The organism is Candidatus Uabimicrobium helgolandensis (assembly GCF_041508025.1).
Lineage (GTDB): Bacteria > Planctomycetota > Uabimicrobiia > Uabimicrobiales > Uabimicrobiaceae > Uabimicrobium > Uabimicrobium helgolandensis.
This window is the reverse complement of record NZ_CP165719.1, coordinates 7,140,581-7,163,623: the sequence shown is the minus strand read 5'-3', so window position 1 is coordinate 7,163,623 and position 23,043 is coordinate 7,140,581. Positions and strand designations below refer to the sequence as shown.

The following is a 23,043-nucleotide window of genomic DNA, read 5'->3' as shown; positions in this document are numbered from 1 at the left end:
TTGCGAGCCCGCGCCCGAAACTTTTTGAGAGCGACAGAAAGTGATTTATTGGTTCAATACTAGTTTTTTGCGATGGAAAAAGAAACTTTGCTTCTTTGATAAATTGTTAGTGAAAGTTTCGGAAACGGGCTCGCAAATGGGCTCGGGCTCGAAAAAACACACAATATTTTGAATGATGACACGCCCTAATATAAAGTGTGAACTTTGTGGGAAAGTTTATACCTGAATTGAGACCTACTTTAGGGAAGTCTACTTTAGTTTTGCTGGGAATGGATATGTCAAAAAGTAGAGATATACATTTTGGAGATACTGCGGTTGAACTTGGTTTTATTACGAAAGAAGAATTACAAAAGTATCTTGATTTACAACGCCTTTTGAAAGAAAGAGGCATTAGCGAACCTTTGGAAAAGATTCTTGTGGAAGAAGATGCTATCAATGGTTTAGATGCAAAAGCGATTTTGCAACAAATTCCACAACAAAAAATTGAAGGCGCAAAAACAACAAATCTTCAACAACAAACTCGTTCTGCTTCAGTGGAAAATATCAAGCCTATAAGTAGTATTAGACAATTTGGTCGCTATGAAATTAAAAGCATTCTTGGGCAAGGAGGAGCAGCTACTGTTTATAAAGTCTATGATCCTCGTTTGGATCGAGAAGCCGCTTTGAAAATACTTACTTTAGGACAGGCAGCTTCTCCTAATCAATTAAAACGTTTTGCAATAGAAATAAAAAGCACCGCGCGTTTACAACATCCAAATATTGTTACGATTTATGAGACTAGTGTCGAAAATAATATTCCTTATTTTATCATGGATTTTGTTCCAGGAATTAATTTAAAACAATTTGTTTACCGGAACAAGCCAAGTGTTGATGAATCTGTGGCAATTATAATGACAATTATTCAGGCGATAGGTTATGCTCATGCGCAAGGAGTAATTCATCGGGATTTAAAGCCAGAAAATATTATGATGGAGAATAATAAAATTCCTAAAATAATGGATTTTGGTTTAGCAAAAATAAAAGATTCGGATGCAGGTTTATCACGTACTGGTGAAATAATGGGAACGGCAAAATACATGTCTCCTGAACAAGCAGAGGGATTGAAAGATGTTGATGAACGCACAGATCTTTATGCGATAGGAACTATTCTTTTCGAAATGTTAACTTTGCAAACACCATTTAACGGGCAATCGTATATCCAAGTTTTAAATCAGGTAATAAACACACAACCACCTTCATTATGTAAAATAAACCCTCAAATTCCGCGAGAATTAGAAATAATTTGTTTAAAAGCTCTTAAGAAGAAGATAAAAAATCGCTACCAAAATACATGTGAATTTATTGAAGCACTACAAAATTTTTCCTCAGGAAAAGTTACAGTTCCTGCACAAAAAACGTTAAACCCCAAAAAAACAAATGTGGCTAAGAAGATTACAACGCGTAATAAAATTCGAACAGATCGCAAAACAAAGCCTACACGTCAAACCCAGCGCACTGCAGCTCCTAAAATCGTAAAAATTTCTAGTCGTGTTACGCAAAGAATTAGCAAGCAAAATGCGCAACAAAAAGAAAAACACACAATTGTTAAAGTAGCTGCTGGAGTATTCGTGTGCGCTTTGTTAGTAATTGCTGTATATTTTTCTTCAAAGACAAATGATCATTTGCACATTGATCCCAATATAGATAACAATGCACAAACAATCGATAATTCTGACAATAATGAAAAAATAGCACAAAAAGATACAAAAAATAGCCAAGAAGTATTGCAGGTCAGTTTAGAAAATGAAGCGCAATCAGTTGTAAAAACTATAAATTTTAAACAAGTCCCTTGGTATGTTTGGCGAGATTTGAATGCCATTGATTCGAAATACAAGAATACAATTGTTTGGAAAAGAGCGCAAAATAGAAAAAAAGAAATAGAATATTTGTTGTTAAGAGAGTTTTCTATTCATTTGGTGAAATTACAGAAAGGTCATAGAATATCGAATAGGTTTTGGAACACCTTTCTTTCGAATTATTCGCTTTTTTTAATTATAGGGGAAAATAATCTTCGCTTAAAAAATGCAGTTGTCAGATTAAAGAATATTAATGCAAAAATCATCGAAAATAAGTATGAAAAGCCACAAGAAAAGCCACAAGAAAATCCTCCACAAGAAGTAAATACCGAAAAAAATAAATTAGAAACGCTAGATCCTGCGGTGTATAATTTTTACTTTCATAAAGTGTTATCAAAATACATATCACAGCCAGAAAAAATAACAAAACAAATCGTGAGCATTAAAGACCCGAATAAAAAAAATCAAATAATTCTACAGTTCTTAAAGATAAAAAAAAGTTTAATTTCGCTTAATAAAATACTGCGGAAGAATTTACAAAAATACAATGGTTTGATCACCATGAAAAACGGGGAAGAATTTACAGGAACGGTCAAGACCATAAATAACGTGTTTTTTACTATAGGCAATAGCAAAAAACTTCGGTATTTAAATATCAAAGCGCAAGTTATAGAAAAAATATTACAAAAAGATAGTTCTTTGTTTCCTGGCTCTATATCTCTTATCTTTTTTTTCGAGAACGATTTTGTTACAGCAAAAAAATATTGGGATCTAATTATTAATAAAGGTAAAAATCATGAGATTTGGTCAGAAAACTTAGACTTTTTTATTCAATTACATAAGAACATAGATTTTAAAAGCTATAAAATTCCTTTAGCTACAAAAATAGAGCAAGTAATACCAGTATCAATAAACAACATATCTAAGGAATCGCAAAAGAATTTACTAATCAAAGTTACTGATAAAGAAGGTAAAGTAATCGCAAAGGAAAAAATTGATGTCCCAGGAAAAAGCGATATAGCTATATCTTTACCAATTATTGTAGAAAAATCATGCGAGCGGCAACTTAGTATTAGTCTAACTGCGAAAGAAAAAATAGTATACTTTGAAACGATTAATTTTAAATTCGAACGTGAAAAATATGGGATCGATAGTGATGTTTGGGAAAAATTGTACTATAGACATCGCGGTCACGAAATACTAGATATGACAACGCTATTTTGGAATAAATTATCAGATGCTATGCAACGAAATTATGTCAAAACATACCAAAAAAAATATGCCGAAGAGATAAACAAGCCAATCAATAAAATTCTTACAGTCAGAGGTGCGCAAATCGCAATCGCATTTATTCCTCCAGGAAGATTCTGGATGGGATCTCCAAAAACAGAAAAAAATAGAAAATCTCAAGAAATACGTCATAAAGTAGTTATTTCGAAGTGGTTTTGGATACAAAGAACAGAAGTAACACAAGACGTCTGGGAAAAAATTGCAGAAACAGCTCCATGGAAGAGTCGTAAGGTTCGTAAGAATCTTTTTTCTCCGGCAACATACATATCATATTGGCATATAAAAGATACTTTTTTGGCAAATGCCGGAAAAGATAAGTATAAACTTCCAACAGAAGCTCAATGGGAATACGCCTGTCGCGCAGGGTCAACAAGAGCTTTTTATTGGGGGAGCTCAGTAAAAAAAGGATTGAAATATACTTCAAATAAGGAAAACTACAAAAAAACTACACCTCCATTAGTAGGGAAGAAGAAGCCAAACAATTGGGGATTATATGATATGTTAGGTAATGTTGCAGAACGCTGCATCGATAATGTGCGTATTTATTCAGAAAAATCGCAGGTTGATCCGAGGTACGTTACTTCGAGCACTTCTTTAAAAGTACTCCGTGGAGGAAATTATAAAGACTCAATTTATGATCTAAGGTGCGCTTACAGAAAAAATATAGCTCATGATTCACGAAGAGCAGAAGTTGGTTTTCGTATTGTATACGAAGAACCATAACATTTTGGAGGCATTTCGAGAAGCTTCTAATAAAGTGATTTAACTAAAGACAGTAAAAGCTGTTGAATTATTTTAGATAACTTCTCTTTAAATAGCGTCATTTTCTTGACTTTTGCTGAAGAGTACTTAGCTAGTACTATTTATAACTCATCAATTTTGGAAATATCCATTAGGTTTCCTTTAGAAGGTAATAAAGTAGCTATTGTTTGGATGAATAAATACATAAGAGTATAATTTTTTTCATAAAGTTTTTTTCGTGCTTTAGGACAGTTTAATCTATATTAAATTACTTTGGGTATACTTTCGCGATAAAATCTTTGTCTATTTCTGAAAGCTCTGTATTCCAACCTATTTTAAAATTACCAACCGTTAATTCCTCAAGAACAGGATACTGCATAATTGATTTAGAGTCATGTTCAGAAAAGTTAATGCCACACTGCGTATATCGTTTTAGTACGTTGTGATCTACTTTTTCTTTATCCCAACCTAGTTTTTTATAGTAGGCATACACCTTGTCCTTATCCCAAGGAATTTCGACCGAAGGGCTTGAATGTTCATGGACGCAACCAATTGCGTGACCAAATTCATGAAGAACAACAGCTTTTAACAACTTAGTATTTGTCGCTTTAGTCATTTCTCCTAGAGTCATTGTTGGAGCTGGCGCTGGACGTTTTAGAGCATCTGTTCCTACTAGTGAAGAATACCCATTTCCATTAAATGTGATTCTGATTTCAGCATCGGCAAAATTGCCAAATTCAAATTCTAAGTTGGCGTAATTTAGCCACTCCTTTGCATAATTTTCAACTATTTTATGGAGTTGTTGTTCACCATCGAGAAAACGAATACGAAGGACTTGACCAGGCTGCCATTTTTTCTCGTTAGCAATTGCTAACTCTTGGTGTTTTTGTTCTTTTTGCGGTGAATTGACCACATTTTTGTTACTACAAAAAGTTGTTTCGTCGGGATAGTCGTCAATACATACTAAACCTGGTATATGAATTTCACTCATTACAAACTCCTATTTTCTGTGATTAAATGGAATGTTATGTGTACGTAGACCATCTATAACTTTGTCAATATGAATTCCTTCGTTGCGCCAAACGGTTTCCTTGGATTTTCCTATTTCAATGTCGACTTCTGCTTCAGCGTGATGTAAAGCAATAAGGTGCATTTGTATATTAAAAACAGGTGCGCCAGAAGAACCTTGTTGTGTATCTGCAAGGTATTGAATTTTTTCTTCGTCTACATATTGTATAGATAATGGATCTAGTGCAAACTTTTTTGGCGTTCCCAGAGGATGCTGAACAACCACAACATGATCTTGTTTTGCTATATGAAAAGGAGTGCCTAGGGAAATAGGATCTCTATCTGTTACTTTTTCTAATTGAAAAACAGCCCAGTCATATTTTGATTCGCCTTGTATAGTGTCCATTTTTCCTTTTGTCACTAGTGGGTTTTCAACAGCAATATTTTCGTAATCAAACTCAGCGGTTACGTTTAGTACACAGCCATACTCTTCATGTTTTAAATTATGGTAATTGGTCAATATCAAATTTGGTTGAATAAGAAAGCCTGTTCCGTAAGCATTTTTATTTTCGAATTGCAAATTGAGTTTTGCAACACTTCTTGAAACTTTTGCTACTTGACGTGCTAAGTCAATATCAAAGAGCCGAGATCTCTTTGCTATTAGCCTCTCAAAGTGAATGCGCGAATTTTTTTGGCTAGTATTTTTTTCTTTCCACCAGTCAGCTTTTTTTTGAGAAGACAATGTAGAGATCGGAGGATTTGCCGATAGCATTTCTTGGAAGCGTTTTTGATAAGAACCGATAGACACATCTTCAGCAGCTTTTTCCGTCATTGAGCGTAGTTTTCCCTGTTTAGCGATTTCATTAATAAGTTGATACCATGTTCTTCTCATATTTTCTGCTATAGGAAATGTTCCAGCAACAATACCAGTAGAATCAGCTAGCTCTTTGGCCGTTAATTTTTGATCGTACGCAGAGATAAATAAATCTCTAAGTTGATTTATCTCTGCGCGTGTCCAATCAACAGGGTGTTCATCTAGGTACGGCTTTTTTGTTTGCGGCTTGTTTTCTACGATGTCCAGATTTTCTCGACTTGTCATACGTGTGTGCCACTCCTTGGCAAAAACAATACCATTCTCTACAAGTTTTTCTAGCCACTCAGTAAAATGTCCTCTTGCATCTAAATATTGTACTACTCCTTTTATGTATTCTATTTGAGAATTGTTCTGAGGAATATGAGCAGGATTAATATTTATTTGGTAAAGAGCTGTGTTAATGTCATTTATATCTAAGAAGTTGTCCAAACAATCGTTTGCAAACTTTTGTATTTCGTTTAGTTGTAGCGGCATGCTTCGCGTCCCCTAGATAGCAGCTGTCTAATTTTGTGTATAAACGTATAGGTTATTTGCTATTTTATAAAAATATCATTTCTAGTTAAAGGTAAAATCATGTTTATTTGAATATTATAACAAAAAATATATTTATGTTTATTTTGAATATTTTAATTATAAAATGAGGGTTAAGTTTTTAAAAGACAGATTTTACCTAGCAGTTTTGAGGGTTAGGAATGTATAACAAATTTAGAACGGAACTTTGCGACCTTTTAGTGAAATATTGTGATGGTAATGAAAAAATTTTAGAGGAGTTAGCACGTCAATCTGATATTAATAAAGGAACATTTCCTAAAGGATATCAAAATATAAAAGAGCTTTGCAGTCGACTTGTTGATGAAATGAATAAACAAGGCAATATTGTTAATCTGGTTACAACTGCTTCTCGCGATGATAGAACACAGTACAAAGAGCACTTTGCTGCGATGTTATCCGAATACGAAACGTATGAAAAAACAATGCAAGACAAGGAGCCTTTACAAATGAAAAGAGTTGTACAAGAAAAAATAGCACTTATTTTGGAACAAGATAAAATTTTTTCTTTTAAAGAAAAGCTTGTTGACCAAATTCCATCGTTGCTTGTAGAAGATTTATCAGAATGTTTAAGTAGGGATGTGTTTGATCGTTTAGAGAGTGACACTCTTGAAAATTTTAAAAATATTCGAAAAAACAAAAAAAATCCAGCGCCGATATTAGTCGAATATCCGTTGAGAAGATCTATTTTGGAGTTTATAACTCCTGTAACTCGCAAGCTTTTGGAATGTAACCCAGAGCAACGAAGGCAAATTTGGGATTGTGCTGCCAATATCGTCGGTTGGTTGGTACTTCTTGCAACTAAGGATAAATGGGTACACGATCATAAAGTAAAGGATTTAAAAAAAGAAAAACTAGAGATACCAGCAAAAACATGTGCGGGCTTAGAGGTTGCTTTTTCAGGTATTACCAAAACATATGCTAAATTAGATATTAAAGAAAGAGGAGAACCTCCTTTTAGTCGTGATGGACATACATATAATTTTGCTGAAACTGGTTGGAAAGTACAAAATCATGTTAATGAAATAAAAAGAACTATTATTAAAATGATTGATAAAGTAGAGTTTAATGGTTCATTTAACGAAGATTATAATGAATTTTTAAATGAGAGCCTTGTAACAAAAAATAAAAACGAGGATTATTTTTATATCATTGCCAATAAAAAAAATCCACTTAACATCCCAGATGTTTATGAACAACTACAAAAAGAACTTCCTGATTTAAATATCTTATTTATCAAAGATAGCTGTGATAATGTTTTTGTAATTTCAGAAATGAAATTGTTATCGTGGCTAAAAGATTTTTTTAGGTATAAACCAGAGGTATAAATGAAAACAAAATTTAAAATTATAGAAAACAAAGACCCAATGCAAGTAAACTTACCAAAGTTAGGTGCTTGGCCAGAAAGTATACACCAGTTTGATGAAGATAGCATTTGGGCAATAAACGCAGCCTTAACTTCAGGAAGACCTTTGCTTATTCGCGGTGAGCCTGGAACGGGAAAAAGTCAGTTAGCGCGAGCGGCAGCGCAAATACTAGGTCGTGCTTTTATTTCGGAAGTGGTTTATGCGCATAGTGAGTGCCGAGATTTACTATGGAAATTTGATGCTGTAGCGCGATTAGGAGAAGCGCAAGCGATAGTCGCTTGTAAACAAGGCGAAAATATTGATGAAAAGCTTTCTTACAAAAGATTTCTAACTCCTGGCTGTATGTGGTGGGCTTTTGATTGGGCTTCTGCTAAAAAGCAAGCAAAGGAATGCGCTCACAGCGGCTATGAACCACAAGCTTCCAATGAATGGCAAGAAGAAAATGGGTGCGTTTTACTCATTGATGAAATTGACAAAGCTGACACTAGTTTGCCCAATGGCTTACTTGAAGTTTTTGGCAATGGTGCATTTCGTGTACCTTATATGAAAAAAGAGGTGGGTCTAAAAGAACCGCAGCCTTTGGTTATTATTACTACAAATGAAGAACGCGAGCTTCCCAATGCATTTTTGCGCAGATGTATGGTTCTGCATATGAAGCTACCTAAGGGTGATGAGCTGATAAAATGGTTGATCGAAAGAGGGCGTTTGCATTTCGAGAATAAATGCGAAGATTCTGTATACGAAGAAGCCGCAAAGCAATTAGTCAAGGATAGAGATAAAGCTTTGAATATTCAAGTTCCAGCACCAGGACAAGCCGAATACTTGGATATGTTGCGCGCTTTGGTTCAGATGAGTGACGAAGAGAATGAGCAATTAGAGATACTAGGTAAAATTAAAAAATTTGCTTTAGAAAAATACTTGGAATAGTAAAGATGACAAGCAATTGCAAAAATACCTGTGTCAATCGCGCAGATCTGATTAATTTTCTAAGCTATGGGGAAGATTATTTAAAAAATATGGCCCACTCAGCTAGTTTTTCCTATGTGGAGGAATCTAAAGATGTTGAAGAAATTGATTCTTTTTTGGATAAAACCACTAAATCTAAGCCAAGTTCTGCAACGCAAAATAAATCTTCGCGGCAATCAAAATCCATAAAGTACTGGCGTGTAACAGAGTACGAGGCAAAAGAAGATAATAAAAACAGCGATGCCCCAGAATGGACAAAAGAAAAAGAAATTTTGCAAAATAATGAAGAGACTGTGGATTATAGTAAAGCACCACCTTACAAACCTCTAGTTCCATGGGCGAAGGTATGGCCTTTTTTGAAAAGCGTACTTGGAATGGATTACTATCGATGTATGGATATAAAACGTATAGTTCAACTTACTGCTGAGATGAAATGTATTACCAAAATTCCCAAGAAATGTTCGAATACTTGGGCTGCAAATTGCCACTTACTTTTGGATTTCGACGAAAGATTGGTACCTTTTTGGCAAGACACAAACATTATCTATGATGGAATAAAGAAACTGCGTGGTAGTTGTGGCTTAGAGGTTTATAGTCTTAATCGAGGACCGTTGGAAAAATTTCGTCGACATCAGCAACATGACAAACCTAGTTATTTTAAAATCCCACCGCCGCAGCAACCAGTTCTCATTTTAAGTGATATGGGATGTTTTGAAACTAACATAACGGACTCTAATAATTGCAATAAAACCCCAAGGCAAATAGCGATAAATGCATGGATTCGTTTTGGACAACGATTTAGAAGTAAAGGAATTAAACCGATTGTTTTAACTCCTGTTCCCCCAAATTGTTGGGACAATGATTTACTACAATATTTCTCAATGGTTTATTGGGATTGCGATCAGAGATTGCCATATGATAAAAATTGCATTCGCAAAATATTCTCTACTGAAAAAAATGATAATAATGACGCAAATGCGAATTTGTTAATGTGCTTACTTTCCCCTGCTATTCGCATTGAACCTAATTTATTGCGCGCAGCAAGACTTTTGTTTAAGAACATGAATTCAGCGGTAGAAGCAGCGGTGTGGAACCATCATCATATGTTGCGAAGTCCTTTGGCATTGCAGTATAAGGCCTATGAATATTATCGTAAAGTTTTTTCCAAGCAAAAAGATGTTCCTAAAATCAGTGAAACCGTGAAAAAATATCGCCGCGAAATGATGGCGCTTATAAGAAAGCATCATGCTCATCTTCACGCGTCAGTAAGAATGGAAGAAGAGTGGATATATGAAAATCTTGTTGGTGAACAATCATCGAATACACAGGAGTTTATCAAAAAAATATATCACTCTATAGATGATTCTGATTTTAATCACCAACAAGGGCTTATTTCTTGGGTTGAGCGAATGACAGAACGACAACATTCGGAAATATGGGATAATGAACCGCTTTTAGCGGTGTGGTTTATGGCAAACAGAGAATCTTGGAAGCAAGGAAAGGTAAAGCTTAAAAAGGGAATGGATTTAAAAAAAATACAATGGCTATTAGATCAAGATAACCAAAAGAAATATACATTACAACAAACAGGCGAGGAATTTGTTGTTAAAAAAGAAACGAAGTCTTTAAAGAAAAAGGTATCTTTTGGGAGCCCTATCGCCACTTTTACAACAACCTCTTGGATAAAAGAAGAAGTTTTTGCTGATAATAATTGTAAGTTGCGTATGTATAACTTGAAGAAACCATGCAATATAGAAATTCTTTCTTCAGAGAAATTTGTACTAGAAACAAGCTATGAAAAGTTTGCAATAGAACCTGTGTTTAAAACGCAAGAAATGGCGGAAATAGGTCGTGATCAATATGGTTTCTTTGTCGATTATATAGTAAGAAATGTTCGCTTTCGCATGCGCTGGATCAATCCTGGAAAATTTATGATGGGCTCACCGAAAGATGAAAAACAAAGGTCTATTCGTGAAATTCAACATGAGGTTATCTTAAGTACAGGATTTTGGCTAGCAGATACTACTTGTACACAAGAACTGTGGAGCGCTGTGATGAGAGATAATCCTAGTCGTTTCAAAGGAAAACAGCTTCCCGTTGAACATGTAAGTTGGAATAATTGTAATAAATTTATTGATAAAATGAATAGGCTATTGCCAATGCTAAATTTCGATTTACCAACGGAAGCAGAGTGGGAATATGCATGTCGCTCAGGAACTAAAACGGCATTTAGTTTTGGTGATACTATCACTAAAAAGCAAGTGAATTATAGAAGTGATACAACAGTTGAGGTAAAATCATTGCTTTGCAATCGGTGGGGGCTATTTGAAATGCATGGTAATGTTTGGGAGTGGTGCAGTGATTGGTTTGATGATTATGAAATAGATGGTGTCGTCAATCCTATTGGACCTAATAGCAGTACTAATCGTGTCGTACGCGGTGGCTGCTGGTACGACTTATCCAGGTACGTGCGCTCTGCATATCGCGAGAGGGACGATCCCGTTGTCCGCGACGACGGCATTGGTTTTCGGTTTTGCCTGAGGTCACAAATAAGGAAAAAGTAACGAAAGGTGCTGCGGAGCAAGCCGAGAAGCTACGTATCTGGTCATAAGTTAGAGGTATTTTTTTTGCCCGCTAACATACTTGTAATGTTTGAGGATAAAATGAGTTTAGAGTTAAATGACTTTGGTCATAGTTCAGGACCACAAGAATTTCCTGCGAAGTGGGCTAACGCTTGGGGTGAAGATGAGTATGGGTTGTGGATGTCTTTTATGATTAAAGATGTTGAACAACGTTTTCGATGGGTTTCGCCAAATACATTCACTATGGGTTCGCCAGAGAATGAACAAGGAAGGCATGAAAATGAATTCGCGCATGAAGTTACTTTATCGCGAGGATATTGGATGGCAGATACTACGTGTACACAGGCATTGTGGCAAGCTATTATGGAAAATAGCTATTTCGATTCAAAAGAAAGTAACTATCCTGTTGTAAACGTAAGTTGGAATGATTGCCAATCTTTTATAAAAAAAATCAACAACCTCATACCAGTAATAAATCTACGTTTACCAACAGAAGCAGAGTGGGAATGTGCTTGCCGTGCAAGTACTAAAACGGCGTTTAGTTTTGGCAAATCTATTACTCTAGACCAAGGAAATTTTGGTTCTTCTAAAATATCTAATGTAAAAGCGCTGCCATGCAATCCATGGGGGCTTTATGCAATGCACGGCAATGTTTGGGAATGGTGCCTTGATTGGTATAGTGAGAAGTATGATGCAATAAATGCTATCAATCCTGTGGGACCCAATTCTGGTACTTTTCGGGTTATGCGTGGTGGTTGTTGGTCTTCTTCTGATTCAATTTTTACTCGTTCTGCTGCGCGTAGTTGGCATCTTGGTGAGTCTAAAGAGAACAATATAGGTTTTCGTTTAGTGGAAAGCAAAGAAACCCAATTTAAGTTTGATAATAACATTATCAAAGAGACTTTGTTACAAAACATGTTGGCTGAGGAAAATATCGAAAATATTACTGTTTCTAGGCTAGTTGTTTTTCTACAAAGTTTAAGAGCCAGCGCTTCGCAAACACCTGTGAATCATCGAAATGAAAACTTATTACTTTTAGAAAAAGTAGCACACCAAGCTCCAGAAGAAGTTATTTCTTTACTTATCGCTTATTTAAGCACAAAAGGATTGTCATCAACAAATAAACTATACAATGATGGTACTGGAAAATTTGTTTTAACAACTAATAACTATGGAAGAGTTATTGCTCAACTTTTAAGCCCCAGTGAAATCCCTATTATCAAAATCATGGATTTGATTGTACTGTTAGCACAAGTTTGTGAAGATGGTGGAGATAATCGTTGTAATCCATCCGCACTGATAAAGGAGTGTATTACACCTCTAAGGAGGGATGATGAAACTCTACAAGTTGCTATTGACACTTTAGCTCGCTGGTTATTAGAGATAAATCCGCAACGCCTTGAGCTTCTTTCATTGGCTCTATGCGAGTTATTGGCTTCTTCTTATAGCTATTTAGAATTTGATAATGAACGAGTTTTTTCTGGAAGACGTGTCATTGAAAATACAAAGGACGTTGGTGCCCTTAGGAAGAAAGCTCTTGATATTGTCGTGCGCATGATAAACTTTTCGCGTTTAGATGTAAATTTAGCAAGTGTGTCTATAGCAAAAAAAATAGGTACATCGCTAGGGGAACGAAATCCTAAGGTAGAAAACCCTTTTTTTGATACTTTTGTACAAGAACGCAAACTTTTGATTGAAGAGTTAGCAAAATTGATTTCAAATGAAACCCATTTTGTGCTTTTGAATAGTATTGAAGAGTTGTTTCTGTACTGGTGGGCATATGAAATATCAGGGACAGAAAATGTTGATGTATATCTACGAAGTATTCACTGGAGTAGAGGATACAAAGTATTTAAATACTTTGTATCCTCTAAAGTTAAACATTTTCGCGAAATAGAAAAACTAGCTCCAATGACAGAACGAGCAAGCTGGTGGAATAGTTATGTGTTACAAATGAGTCGTTCCATTAGTAATAAAGATTTGCAAGAAATAGCTCAAATACTAGATGATGAGTACAATAACTCTCAAGATATTATTTCTTATTTTAATGATTTAGATACTTTACTGAGTTTTTATGACGGCAAAGAAATACGACACATGCCAATCATTACACTATGGGTATTAGAGAATGCAAATGCATTTGTGGAAATAAGAAACAATAGTTGGAATGATATTCCACAAAGATTTAAGCACTATATTGATCGAGGTTTGGATCTTGTTAATCCTGATTACATTGATCAAATGGCTGAGGATATTTGCCATAATATTGAGAATACAACTGAAACAGATATTATGAACTTTCTGTTTTTACTCGAAGTTCCACGCGATCCCGAAAAAACATATGTCTGGCTAAAGACACTTATTGAAAAAGATGAAAATACGCGAATGTTAGTGTTGCGCCGCTTGTTTATTATCTACAAAGATAACGCTCTTTTTGCGCTTAAACTTTGCGATTTATATCTTTCATATGTCGATGTATTAACATTAGTAGAAGCTAATTATTTAAGCTTAGTTGTGGATAAAAAAAGTTTTGATGACGATGACTTTTTGGCGAATTTTAAAACTAAATTATTTGCAAAATTAAAAACAGTGAAAGCTATTGATTTCTCAGTAGAAAGCTTAATCTATTTTTGCAGTGATACTTTTGATGATGTAATAGATCTTATTGATTTTCGACTACAAAATGCAACAGAATTTGATTTGCAGGCCGTTCCTTTAGATGGCTTAAGAGATATTGGTCAGCAAATAAATAATGAAAATGATTATGGGCAGTTAACGGATGGAATATGCCGCTGGGATAAAGAATATTTTTATGCTGTTAGAGATCTTATGATACCAGTTACCATGTTGAGAGATCCTGATCATGACACGTACTTGCAAAGCATTGTCGATAAAAATGTCAGAGAACAAAATGTCGATAAGATAGCTATTTTACTAAAGTATCTACCATTAACTACAGATAATATTTCAACTTTTGTAGCTGGTAGTGAGCTTCTAGTTCAGCACAAAAAACTAGAAGAAGTTGATACTGTTTTTTATGAGCAACAATCTAAAACGTGGGGAAAAGCACGAGGAACAATATCACCAATTATATTAAGTAAACAACAAATATTTATAGACATAAAACAGCAGACAAATCTAGATACATTAAAAGAACTTTTGCAAAAACAAATAGAGCACATTCACGATATGATAGATCGTGAGATTGATAGAGACAACTTTAGTATTGAAGAAATGGATAATTTTTTAGACGAACTGAATGATAAATTATGGATCGAAAGACTTAGGCGAGCAGTTGTTAAGTTCAATTCTGGTAGTCAATTTAGTATAAGGGAAACAGAGGCTTTCTTTTCCTCTATAGCGAGAAAGATAGAGTCGGAAACCTTGCTTTTAGAGTATGTTGACCTATACAAAAAGATTTTTGCTCATCAAATGGATCTTTTCATCCAGCCATATACTAATGGATGGCATGGTCCACAAACTCGTAGATATAGTCGTCAACACAAAGATATTGGTTGCCGTTGTATTGGAGATTGCTGGTTGTGGAATTTGTCACTCATTATAGACAATGATTCAATTCCACAAAACGCCAAATCATTATTTCCTGTGGGTGAAAAACTAGATAAAAAATGGATTGATGATTTGAATCAAAAAGTTTCCTCGGAAATCCCAAGTTCTTTTCTATCAACGACTGATAAACATTTGGCAGATGATAGTTGTCAACATTATCGACGGCTGTTGAATATTTCTTTTGATTTGATACCTAGAATTAGTTTGCCAGCAGAAATTATAAACTTATCGACAGTTTTGTGTCCAGCATGGGTGATTCACGCTTTTCTGAAAAATGAAAAACCAGACATCAAAATATACCTTGAAAAATACCATTCTTTTTCATCTCAAGGTGGTGATTTTTGGCATGAAGCGGTTTTTCATCTTGTCGAACAATATGCCAGAAGTAAACTTCCTCAAATATTAGAGCATATTTTGCAGCAAATGATTATAATACAATCAGAGCAGTCTTACGGAAAAAGTATTATTAATTTGGCAAAAAAATTATCTGAAAACTACGTTTCTTTACTGAGTTTTTTCTTGGAATATCAATCAATAAAAATCTGTCAAAATCCAGATTTAGGTATACCAGATTTTCGCGATTATGAGAATATATCTTTGATGCCTGAAAGCTGGAAAAAATGGCTACTTGATGATATTGTATCTAATGAGAATAAGAAAAAATCACTTATTGAATTTATCCGAAGTGATTTTCATGATATGTTTGAAATGAAAGCAGATTATTGGTTTACACTTTTCAATTTGAAAAAACTAGATTTTGTCGATGTAAGAAAGTTTTGGCAGTATGTGCCACAAGCTAGTTTTAAAAAAGCCATAGAAACTCTTTTTCAAGGTGATGAAAATGCAGAATTATGGTTTTCAGAGGCAAATATTGAAAGTGTTCATTCTCTTTGCCTTGAAGCAATAAAATACAAAGAGCAAACAAATGAAAGCCTCCCCGAGTGGTTTAGAAGTTGGTATAATAGAAAAAAAAATGAACTTCCATCTATTAGTAAACTTCATGACTCTTTATTTAACCTAAATTCTCAAAAGCAAACAAACTCAAGACTTTTAAATCCAAGTGAACTAAGAAAGTTAGTTGATGATGTATGTAATGATTTACCTCGTGCCAAACTGGAGTATTTTATTGCTAAAGCGAACGTCCCTCCCAATTTATACCAACATCTACCCCAAGGCCCGCACGATTTTCAACGTGTTTCTATCGCAATTAGTTTATTAAATGAGAGAGGTCTTTTAAAGCAATGGCTCGCTGAACTTGTTGATGAGAGGTTTGAATTTGCAAAAGCATGGCTTTCAATAATTCGTAACTTTGAGTAGTTACTCTCATACAAACTCGCTTAACTTTGATTTTGAATAAATTTAAATCTTGCCTATACAGCGTTTAAAGTCTTGTGTCGTGTTGCAACTTAATACTACAAGGTCGAAAAAGAGACATTTTAAACACCATACATAAATTACTGTTTTACAAAAAATACAGAATTATCAAAAAATATTGTACTACTTTTAGTATTTGCTAAAATATTATAACAAATTTAAAATTTTTCAAATACTTTTAAGTGAAATGTGTAAATATTTTAACGTCTTTCTAAAAGTCAAGTTTTATGTGTAGAGTATGAGAAGTTGAAAATGAATAATTTTAGAGCAGAGCTTTGTGATCTTTTAGTAAAGTATTCTAATGATAATGAAGAAAATTTAAAGGAATTGGCTCATCGATCTAGTATTGATTACGGAACATTTCCAAAGGGATATCGAAATATAAGAGAACTATGCAGCCAACTTGTTGATGAAATAGATAAGCAAGGAAAAATTGAAACCTTAATGATTGCTGCTTCTAATGATAATACAACGAAGTACAAAGGCGATTTTGCTAAAAAGCTTTCCGAATACAAAGCGTATGAGAAAATAGAAGAAAATAAAGCACTTCCACAAACAAGACAGAAAGAAATAGTGTTTGTTCCAGAGGAAGGTATTTTACCACGAGTACAAAATTCTATTCCAGAACATTTAGCTGTCGATCATGTTTCTAAATCTCATAAAATAGTGTTTGTTGTTCGAGAAAAACTTATATTTAAGATAATATCTAAAATTACTGAAAAGTTTTTAAAACAACCTCGCAAAATATATTCGATAACACTTTCTGATAGAAAAACAAAGATCAACCACAAGTTTTGCTTTTTTCAAGTAGAAAAGATCCAGAAATTAAATTTATCTTTATTAACAAAAAAAGAATTACAATTACATAGCGAAAATTTATCTTCTATTATTTTTAATAAGAAAATTAATAACTTTTTGGACTCTTATTATCAAGAACACAAACTTCCTGAGATTCAATTTGTATTAGAAAATTCAGAACTTGGTAAATTACCCTGGGAATTACTACGTGCTTCTAAAGAATCATACTATTTTGCCCACAAAAGTTCTATTACTCGTAAAATAATGTATTCAAATCAAACATCAGCATCTATCAGAAACGGCAATGATACAATCAAAATATTGTATATATTAGCTCGACCTGATAACAAAAAGTTTTTGCAATTACAAGAGGCTAGAAAAACATTTGAAGAGTTAAATTATCTAAGTAAGCAAAGTCTGATTCAATTGGAAATATTACGTCCTCCTACATACAAAGAATTTATTAAACAAGTAAGCGAGAAAGATTATCACATTATTCATTTTGATGGGCATGGAGAATGGGATGATGGAGTGCAGCAGAGTACATTATGCTTCGAAAGTCGTGAAAAAAAAGGACAAGTAAAGGTAGAGAGAGTTACAGCTGAAAGGTTACAGTGTCATATAAATAATTGCCAAGTCTTACTTTTTATTATAAGTACTAATGTCTTAAATCATAGTCATAGATTTTACTTTGATCTTGCTTCTAGGTTAGAAAATTCAGCTTTGTTGGCAATTCATGATAAAGAGCATAAAGAAAGCGCTGCTGATTTTTTTGAACTTTTTTATAGATATATTCAAAAAAATAGCATAGAAATGTCTGTTTTTCTAGCGCGAAATGGTATCGATAGGTGGTTTAACCCTCTTTTGTATCAAAATGTTAGCTATCAATTACCAAAAATATTATCTAAACCTGTCAATAATCAATACACAAAGCAAGATTATTTTATTCAGCAACATGAATTTGTTCAAAGGGATCAAGATCATTTAATTCTAGATCGTGCGCTAATGGAAAATGTGTCTATTATTAATTTGCAAGGATATCCTGGAACAGGAAAAACCACTATTGGTAAAATGGTAAGTCGCTGGTCTCGATTGTGCAATGTTTTCAAAGGAGGGCATTTTTGGTATGATTTTCATAGTGCTGATAGTGTCAATATAGATCAAATTATAAATGAAATTTATTTACAAATAGATGATCAAGATAATACAAAAGAAAAGCACAATTACGTACTCAACTATTTAAAACAAAAACCATCTTTATTAATTTGGGATCACTGTGGAAAAATTAATGCGAACATAAAACAAAAGCTAGATAATTTTCTAACAAAAGAGCTTCCTCATGGTAACCGAGTAATATTAATTTCGAATAAAAAAAAGCATTGGATGCCATCAATAACAAAAGAGGTAAATCTGGGTATTTTAAGCAAAGACGAAGCCGAAAATTTAGTGTGGCATTTTGCAAAATTAGTAGCGGTTTCGGATAAACTTCGCGAACAAGAAAACAAGATACCAAGTTTTTTAAAAAGCGCCGGATATCTTCCTTTGGCAATATGTTTAGCTCTCCGTCAACTTAAATTGCAAAAGTATGATTTAGTAACATTAGTAAACAAACTGAAAAATCAACCCGTGACGGACAAAGTTGTTCGAAATTCTCTAAACAAAGTTTTTTATTTGATTTATAGTTTTTTTTCGCAAGCAAAAATAGACATATTGTCTAAAGTTGTTATCGCCTTTCCTCACGGAATATGGAATCCTCAAGTCAGGGATGTGTTGGGACTTGATAAGGATCTTTGGGAAGAGATTTCACAGTTCTTAGAAAGAAATGAACTTTTTTACAACAGAGAGATTATTTTTAAGCATAACCAAATTACATATAAATATTATAAGGGATTTGTTTATAAGCCATTTAAGACATTCATTATTGATATGTATCCTGAAAAAACAATATGGGAGCAAAAAATTGCACAACAATATCATAAAAGATGCCAGGAAATTATGTTTGATTTTGGGCCGAAAGAAGCCAATACTGCTAGTTTTTTCTTTCTAGAAAAAAACAATTTAGATTATTCGGCAAAATTTTTAAAGTCACTAGAGGAATATTTAAAATTTATCAGAGCGGAAATTAAATCATGACAGATAAAAAAGAGGTATTTATAGATGCGTACAACAATTTTGAAATTAGACCTCTTAGTGGGCAGGGGCTTAAAGATTTTTACGTTGAGAGCTTTACAAAAGACTCCATCGAGAATATTAAAACGACTATACACATAACTAAGTCTCCAACAAAAAGTAAGATACTTGTTATTGGTCATCGTGGTTGTGGCAAGTCAACTATCCTCAATAAAGTAGCTGAGGAACTTGAGGATAAGTACCATGTAGTTTCTTTTTCAGCAAGCGATGTTTTAAATATGATGGACGTTGAATCTTTGGATATTTTATTAACCTGTTATATACAAGTTCTTAAGTCTACGGGAAGTTTACTGAATGATTCTATACAAGATTTCAAAGAAGTAATCGAGTTTCTCGAAGATCGAATTGAAATAGAAGGAAATCCGAATCTCTTAGAGGACGTTCTTTTTAAACTTCAGGTAGAAGTTGAAACAAGAAACGAGGTTCGACGTCAACTAAAAACAGAAATTGGTCGTATTCAGCACAATTTGTCGAAGTTATGTAAAGAAATCCAAAAAAGCTTCAACAAAAGAGTACTGATAATAATCGACGATTTAGATAAACTCGCAACAAATATTGCGAAAAAAGTTTTTTTCACTGAAGCCAATATTTTGATCATGATTGAAGCACAAGTGTTGTTTACTTATCCTCTTCATTGTTACTATCATCCTTCATTTATTCAGTTAAGAGATCAGTTTAACGATCAATTTATTTCGCCAGTAAATTTGTACGACTTTAAAAAAGAGCCTCAATCGCAGTCTTTTGACGATTTAAAAACACTTATTCTAAAAAGAATTGACAAAAATCTTATCGATGAGGAAGCATTAAAACATTTGATTTATTCTAGTGGTGGTTTATTACGCGATTTGGTTAAGTTTATGCAAGACGCCTGCCTAAAAGCATTTCGTAAAGATGTACAAAAAATAGATAAAGAGATTACCGTGGGAATAATAAATAAACATGTCAATGACTATTCACGTATTTTTGATTTTGATCAATATCAAAGCAAAATAGAGACCATCCACAAAACAAGAGCAAAAGATATAGATCACGATTCCCTTATTTATCTTCTTCACTATCTTTTTATTTTAGAATATCGTTCCCAAGAAATACTGTGGTACGGTGTTCACCCTTGTTTAGAAAAAGCTTTACAAATCGATGGAGAAAATTATGACTAATATATCTGTTGAGGAAAACTATGACGATCTTGTGACAGAACTGCGTATTTGCCGTACAGGTGGTCTATTTTTGGCTTTTTATCAAGATGAATGTGTTGCAAACGCAATTATATGCAAGCTAAAAAAAGAATTAGGTGAACAATTTCAATTTGAATTAGAGATAGACAAACATAAAATGGGCTTTCCTCTTTTTTTTGAGCAGACGTTTGAACAACTAGGAGAAAAAAGTAATATTTTCCATGTTACTGGAACAGAGAAACTAAATACAAGTGACCAAGATGAGTTAATAAAGCACTTGCAATATGGACGGGAGCGTTTTAAATCAAAACCTTATTCTTTAGTATTTTGGATAAATTCTAAGTTTAGTAAAAAGTTATTTGAATTGGCCCCTGACTTTTACCACTGGCTTTCAGGAACCTACGATTTCAGTAATGTAGATATCGTAAAGGCGCACGACACTAAAGAAAATGAGCAAAATAAGCAGAAATTGAGAAACTACTATCAAGAAATTGTGAGACAATACGAAAACTGGCAGCAAATAAAAGATCAAGATCAAGATTTTTTAGTTGAGGTGATGGGACGCGCAAATATATGCGATTACTATATCGAATCGAACTGCATTGATCAAAAAGGACAAGAATGGACGGTAAACAATTTTCTGAAAAATTTCATTGAAGACGATAGCAAAAACTTTCTAACCTTACTCGGAGATTTTGGCATAGGAAAAACATCATTTTCTTTGCAGTATTTTGTTCACCTTGCCAAAGAGTATCTAAAGAGTGATAAGAACCGCATGCCTATATTTATATCTCTTAGAGAATATAAAGGAAAAATAAATATAGAAAAACTTATTGTTAGAGAATTTTATGATCGATTTGGCATACAAATATCTTTTGATGTTTTTCAAGAGTTTGCCTTACAGGGAAAATTTGTGTTTTTTGTTGATGGTTTTGATGAAATGGCTTCTCTTTCCAATTCGTCACTGACAACAGCGAACTTCAAAGAGCTAACAAAATTAACTTTTGAAAATACATTATTTCTCACCAAAAAATTTAGTGTTGCTAAAACCGCGAATAAAGTATTTCTGACATGTCGAACTCATTATTTTTTTAATGAAATCCAAGAAAAGAAAATACTAACCGCAAACTATACCGTTTTATATCGCAATTATGCTACAAAAAGTAACTACCAAGTAGGGCGACTTCAATTAAAAGAGTTTAGCGATGAACAAATAGAAGAGTATGTTGCCAAAGTAACAAAAAATAAAACAAAAACGCAAGAAACCTTAAAAATTATTCGCAACACCTATAACTTGCAAGAGCTATCCGAGCGCCCTCTGCTACTTGATATGATCGTGAAAACCCTACCAGCGCTAAAGAGCAAACAAGAAATCAATGTTGCAGCTCTCTATCAAACATATACTGATATATGGATTGGTTTAGGAGACTGGCGAGCGCAAATGAAACCAGAGGGAAAAAGAAAATTTATGTGGCAACTTGCCATACAAATGATCCATAAAGGAGGAGACTTTTCTCTACACTATTCTGAGTTAACAAAACCCGAAGAAAAGTATCTAAAAGACGATTTCAATCTAGACGCAGAAGATTACTATCAATATGAGACCACTACCTGTAGTTTTTTAAACCGCGATCAAGAAGGATATTATAAGTTTATTCACAAATCTTTCATGGAGTATTTTCTAGCAGAAAACTACTTTGATGAAATAGTCAACGGACACCAACCAACGATAAAATATTCTGATTTAGGAACAGAAAGCCAATTCTTTTTGAAATTTGTAATTTCCATTCACCGAAAAAACCTTCAGCAATTAGATTTGTCAGAATTTGATTTGCAAAATATTAACTTGCGCAGTGCAAATTTACAAAACGCCAAATTGCAAAATAGCAATCTAGCCAATACCGACTTAACCTGTGCGGACTTGCAAAATGCTTTACTTACAGAAGCGAACTTACAAGGTGCAGTCATCAATAAAGCGAATTTACAAAAAGTAAACTTAGAAAAAGCAAACTTGAATTTCGCTCGTATTATAATGACAAATTTTTCTTATGCAAAACTACAAAAAGCTTGTTTACAAAATGCATATTTTCTAATGGTCGACATGCAAAAAAACAATTTACAAGGTGCAAATTTGAGTAATTCTAATTTATCGACAGTAAATTTACAGGGTGCAAACTTTGCAGAAGCAAATTTAACAAAAGTAGTAATGCAAAACGTAAACCTAAACGATGTAAATTTCTGCGGAGCCAACTTAAAAGAAATACATCTACAAGAAAATACTCTTAAAAATGCTAAAATGGACAACTGTAGTTTAGTGGGGGCTAACTTGGTAAAAACAGATTTTGCAGGAAGTTCAATGACATATTGTCAGTTAGACAACGCAAACCTCTATAAAGCCAATCTTATTGGCGCTAATATTCACGGTAGTACGCTAAATGGAGTAAATATAACAGGGGTGTCTATTTATCGTCTAAAAGGCACTGTTTTTTCTATGGAACATGTACTGTGCGAATATTTATACCTCGACAAACAAACCAAAAATTTTGATTGCCTTTTAAAACTACAAAAATTCTTTTTCTTGAGAAAAAACTATAATCCCAAAGGAAAAAATAAAAGTAAAAGTAGAAACCGAGTAGTATTTTCAAAAGTAACAGTACAAATAAAGTAGCTCAGTAAAAAAAAGACTATATTTAAATAGAATGTTTTGTAAAAAAGCTATTTTTT

General features: G+C 33.7%; 10 protein-coding genes. 8 read left to right on the top strand and 2 right to left on the bottom strand.

Translation table 11 applies throughout. From position 1 onward, the window contains the following. Positions 1–275 precede the first annotated feature (275 nt). Complete coding sequence (locus UABHE_RS26515; RefSeq protein ID WP_372366327.1) at positions 276–3,848, top strand: bifunctional serine/threonine-protein kinase/formylglycine-generating enzyme family protein; 3,573 nt, start codon at positions 276–278, stop codon at positions 3,846–3,848. Between the two features lie 286 nt (positions 3,849–4,134). Here the strand turns inward: UABHE_RS26515 and UABHE_RS26510 are convergent, their stop codons facing one another. After that, positions 4,135–4,857 carry a M12 family metallopeptidase gene (locus UABHE_RS26510; RefSeq protein WP_372366326.1) on the bottom strand — a complete coding sequence of 241 codons (723 nt, stop codon included), beginning with the start codon at positions 4,855–4,857 and terminating at the stop codon, positions 4,135–4,137. A 9-nt stretch (positions 4,858–4,866) separates the two neighbouring features. Then, complete coding sequence (locus UABHE_RS26505; RefSeq protein WP_372366325.1) at positions 4,867–6,222, bottom strand: trypsin-like peptidase domain-containing protein; 1,356 nt, start codon at positions 6,220–6,222, stop codon at positions 4,867–4,869. A 218-nt stretch (positions 6,223–6,440) separates the two neighbouring features. Between UABHE_RS26505 and UABHE_RS26500 the strand changes: the two genes are divergently transcribed. From UABHE_RS26500 to UABHE_RS26470, 7 genes are all read left to right on the top strand, one after another. After that, complete coding sequence (locus UABHE_RS26500) at positions 6,441–7,625, top strand: hypothetical protein (RefSeq protein ID WP_372366324.1); 1,185 nt, start codon at positions 6,441–6,443, stop codon at positions 7,623–7,625. Further along, complete coding sequence (locus UABHE_RS26495; protein WP_372366323.1) at positions 7,626–8,591, top strand: AAA family ATPase; 966 nt, start codon at positions 7,626–7,628, stop codon at positions 8,589–8,591. A 5-nt stretch (positions 8,592–8,596) separates the two neighbouring features. Next, positions 8,597–11,194, top strand: coding sequence for a formylglycine-generating enzyme family protein (locus tag UABHE_RS26490; protein WP_372366322.1), 2,598 nt, complete (start codon positions 8,597–8,599; stop codon positions 11,192–11,194). Between the two features lie 63 nt (positions 11,195–11,257). After that, the gene (locus UABHE_RS26485; RefSeq protein ID WP_372366321.1) at positions 11,258–16,099 is read left to right on the top strand and encodes a formylglycine-generating enzyme family protein; all 4,842 of its coding nucleotides are present in this window, start codon (positions 11,258–11,260) and stop codon (positions 16,097–16,099) included. 309 nt (positions 16,100–16,408) lie between these two features. Next, on the top strand, positions 16,409–19,087 hold the full coding sequence (locus UABHE_RS26480; RefSeq protein WP_372366320.1) for a CHAT domain-containing protein: 2,679 nt from the start codon (positions 16,409–16,411) through the stop codon (positions 19,085–19,087). After that, positions 19,084–20,301, top strand: coding sequence for a P-loop NTPase fold protein (locus tag UABHE_RS26475; RefSeq protein WP_372366319.1), 1,218 nt, complete (start codon positions 19,084–19,086; stop codon positions 20,299–20,301). Before UABHE_RS26480 ends, UABHE_RS26475 begins: the two co-directional genes overlap by 4 nt. Next, the gene (locus tag UABHE_RS26470) at positions 20,294–22,987 is read left to right on the top strand and encodes a pentapeptide repeat-containing protein (RefSeq protein WP_372366318.1); all 2,694 of its coding nucleotides are present in this window, start codon (positions 20,294–20,296) and stop codon (positions 22,985–22,987) included. Before UABHE_RS26475 ends, UABHE_RS26470 begins: the two co-directional genes overlap by 8 nt. The last annotated feature ends 56 nt before the right edge of the window (positions 22,988–23,043 follow it).

Coding starts and splice junctions, on each gene's coding strand:
- UABHE_RS26515 (WP_372366327.1), top strand. CDS start 276: ATGTCAAAAAGTAGAGATATACATTTTGGAGATACTGCGGTTGAACTT.
- UABHE_RS26510 (WP_372366326.1), bottom strand. CDS start 4,857: ATGAGTGAAATTCATATACCAGGTTTAGTATGTATTGACGACTATCCC.
- UABHE_RS26505 (WP_372366325.1), bottom strand. CDS start 6,222: ATGCCGCTACAACTAAACGAAATACAAAAGTTTGCAAACGATTGTTTG.
- UABHE_RS26500 (WP_372366324.1), top strand. CDS start 6,441: ATGTATAACAAATTTAGAACGGAACTTTGCGACCTTTTAGTGAAATAT.
- UABHE_RS26495 (WP_372366323.1), top strand. CDS start 7,626: ATGAAAACAAAATTTAAAATTATAGAAAACAAAGACCCAATGCAAGTA.
- UABHE_RS26490 (WP_372366322.1), top strand. CDS start 8,597: ATGACAAGCAATTGCAAAAATACCTGTGTCAATCGCGCAGATCTGATT.
- UABHE_RS26480 (WP_372366320.1), top strand. CDS start 16,409: ATGAATAATTTTAGAGCAGAGCTTTGTGATCTTTTAGTAAAGTATTCT.
- UABHE_RS26475 (WP_372366319.1), top strand. CDS start 19,084: ATGACAGATAAAAAAGAGGTATTTATAGATGCGTACAACAATTTTGAA.
- UABHE_RS26470 (WP_372366318.1), top strand. CDS start 20,294: ATGACTAATATATCTGTTGAGGAAAACTATGACGATCTTGTGACAGAA.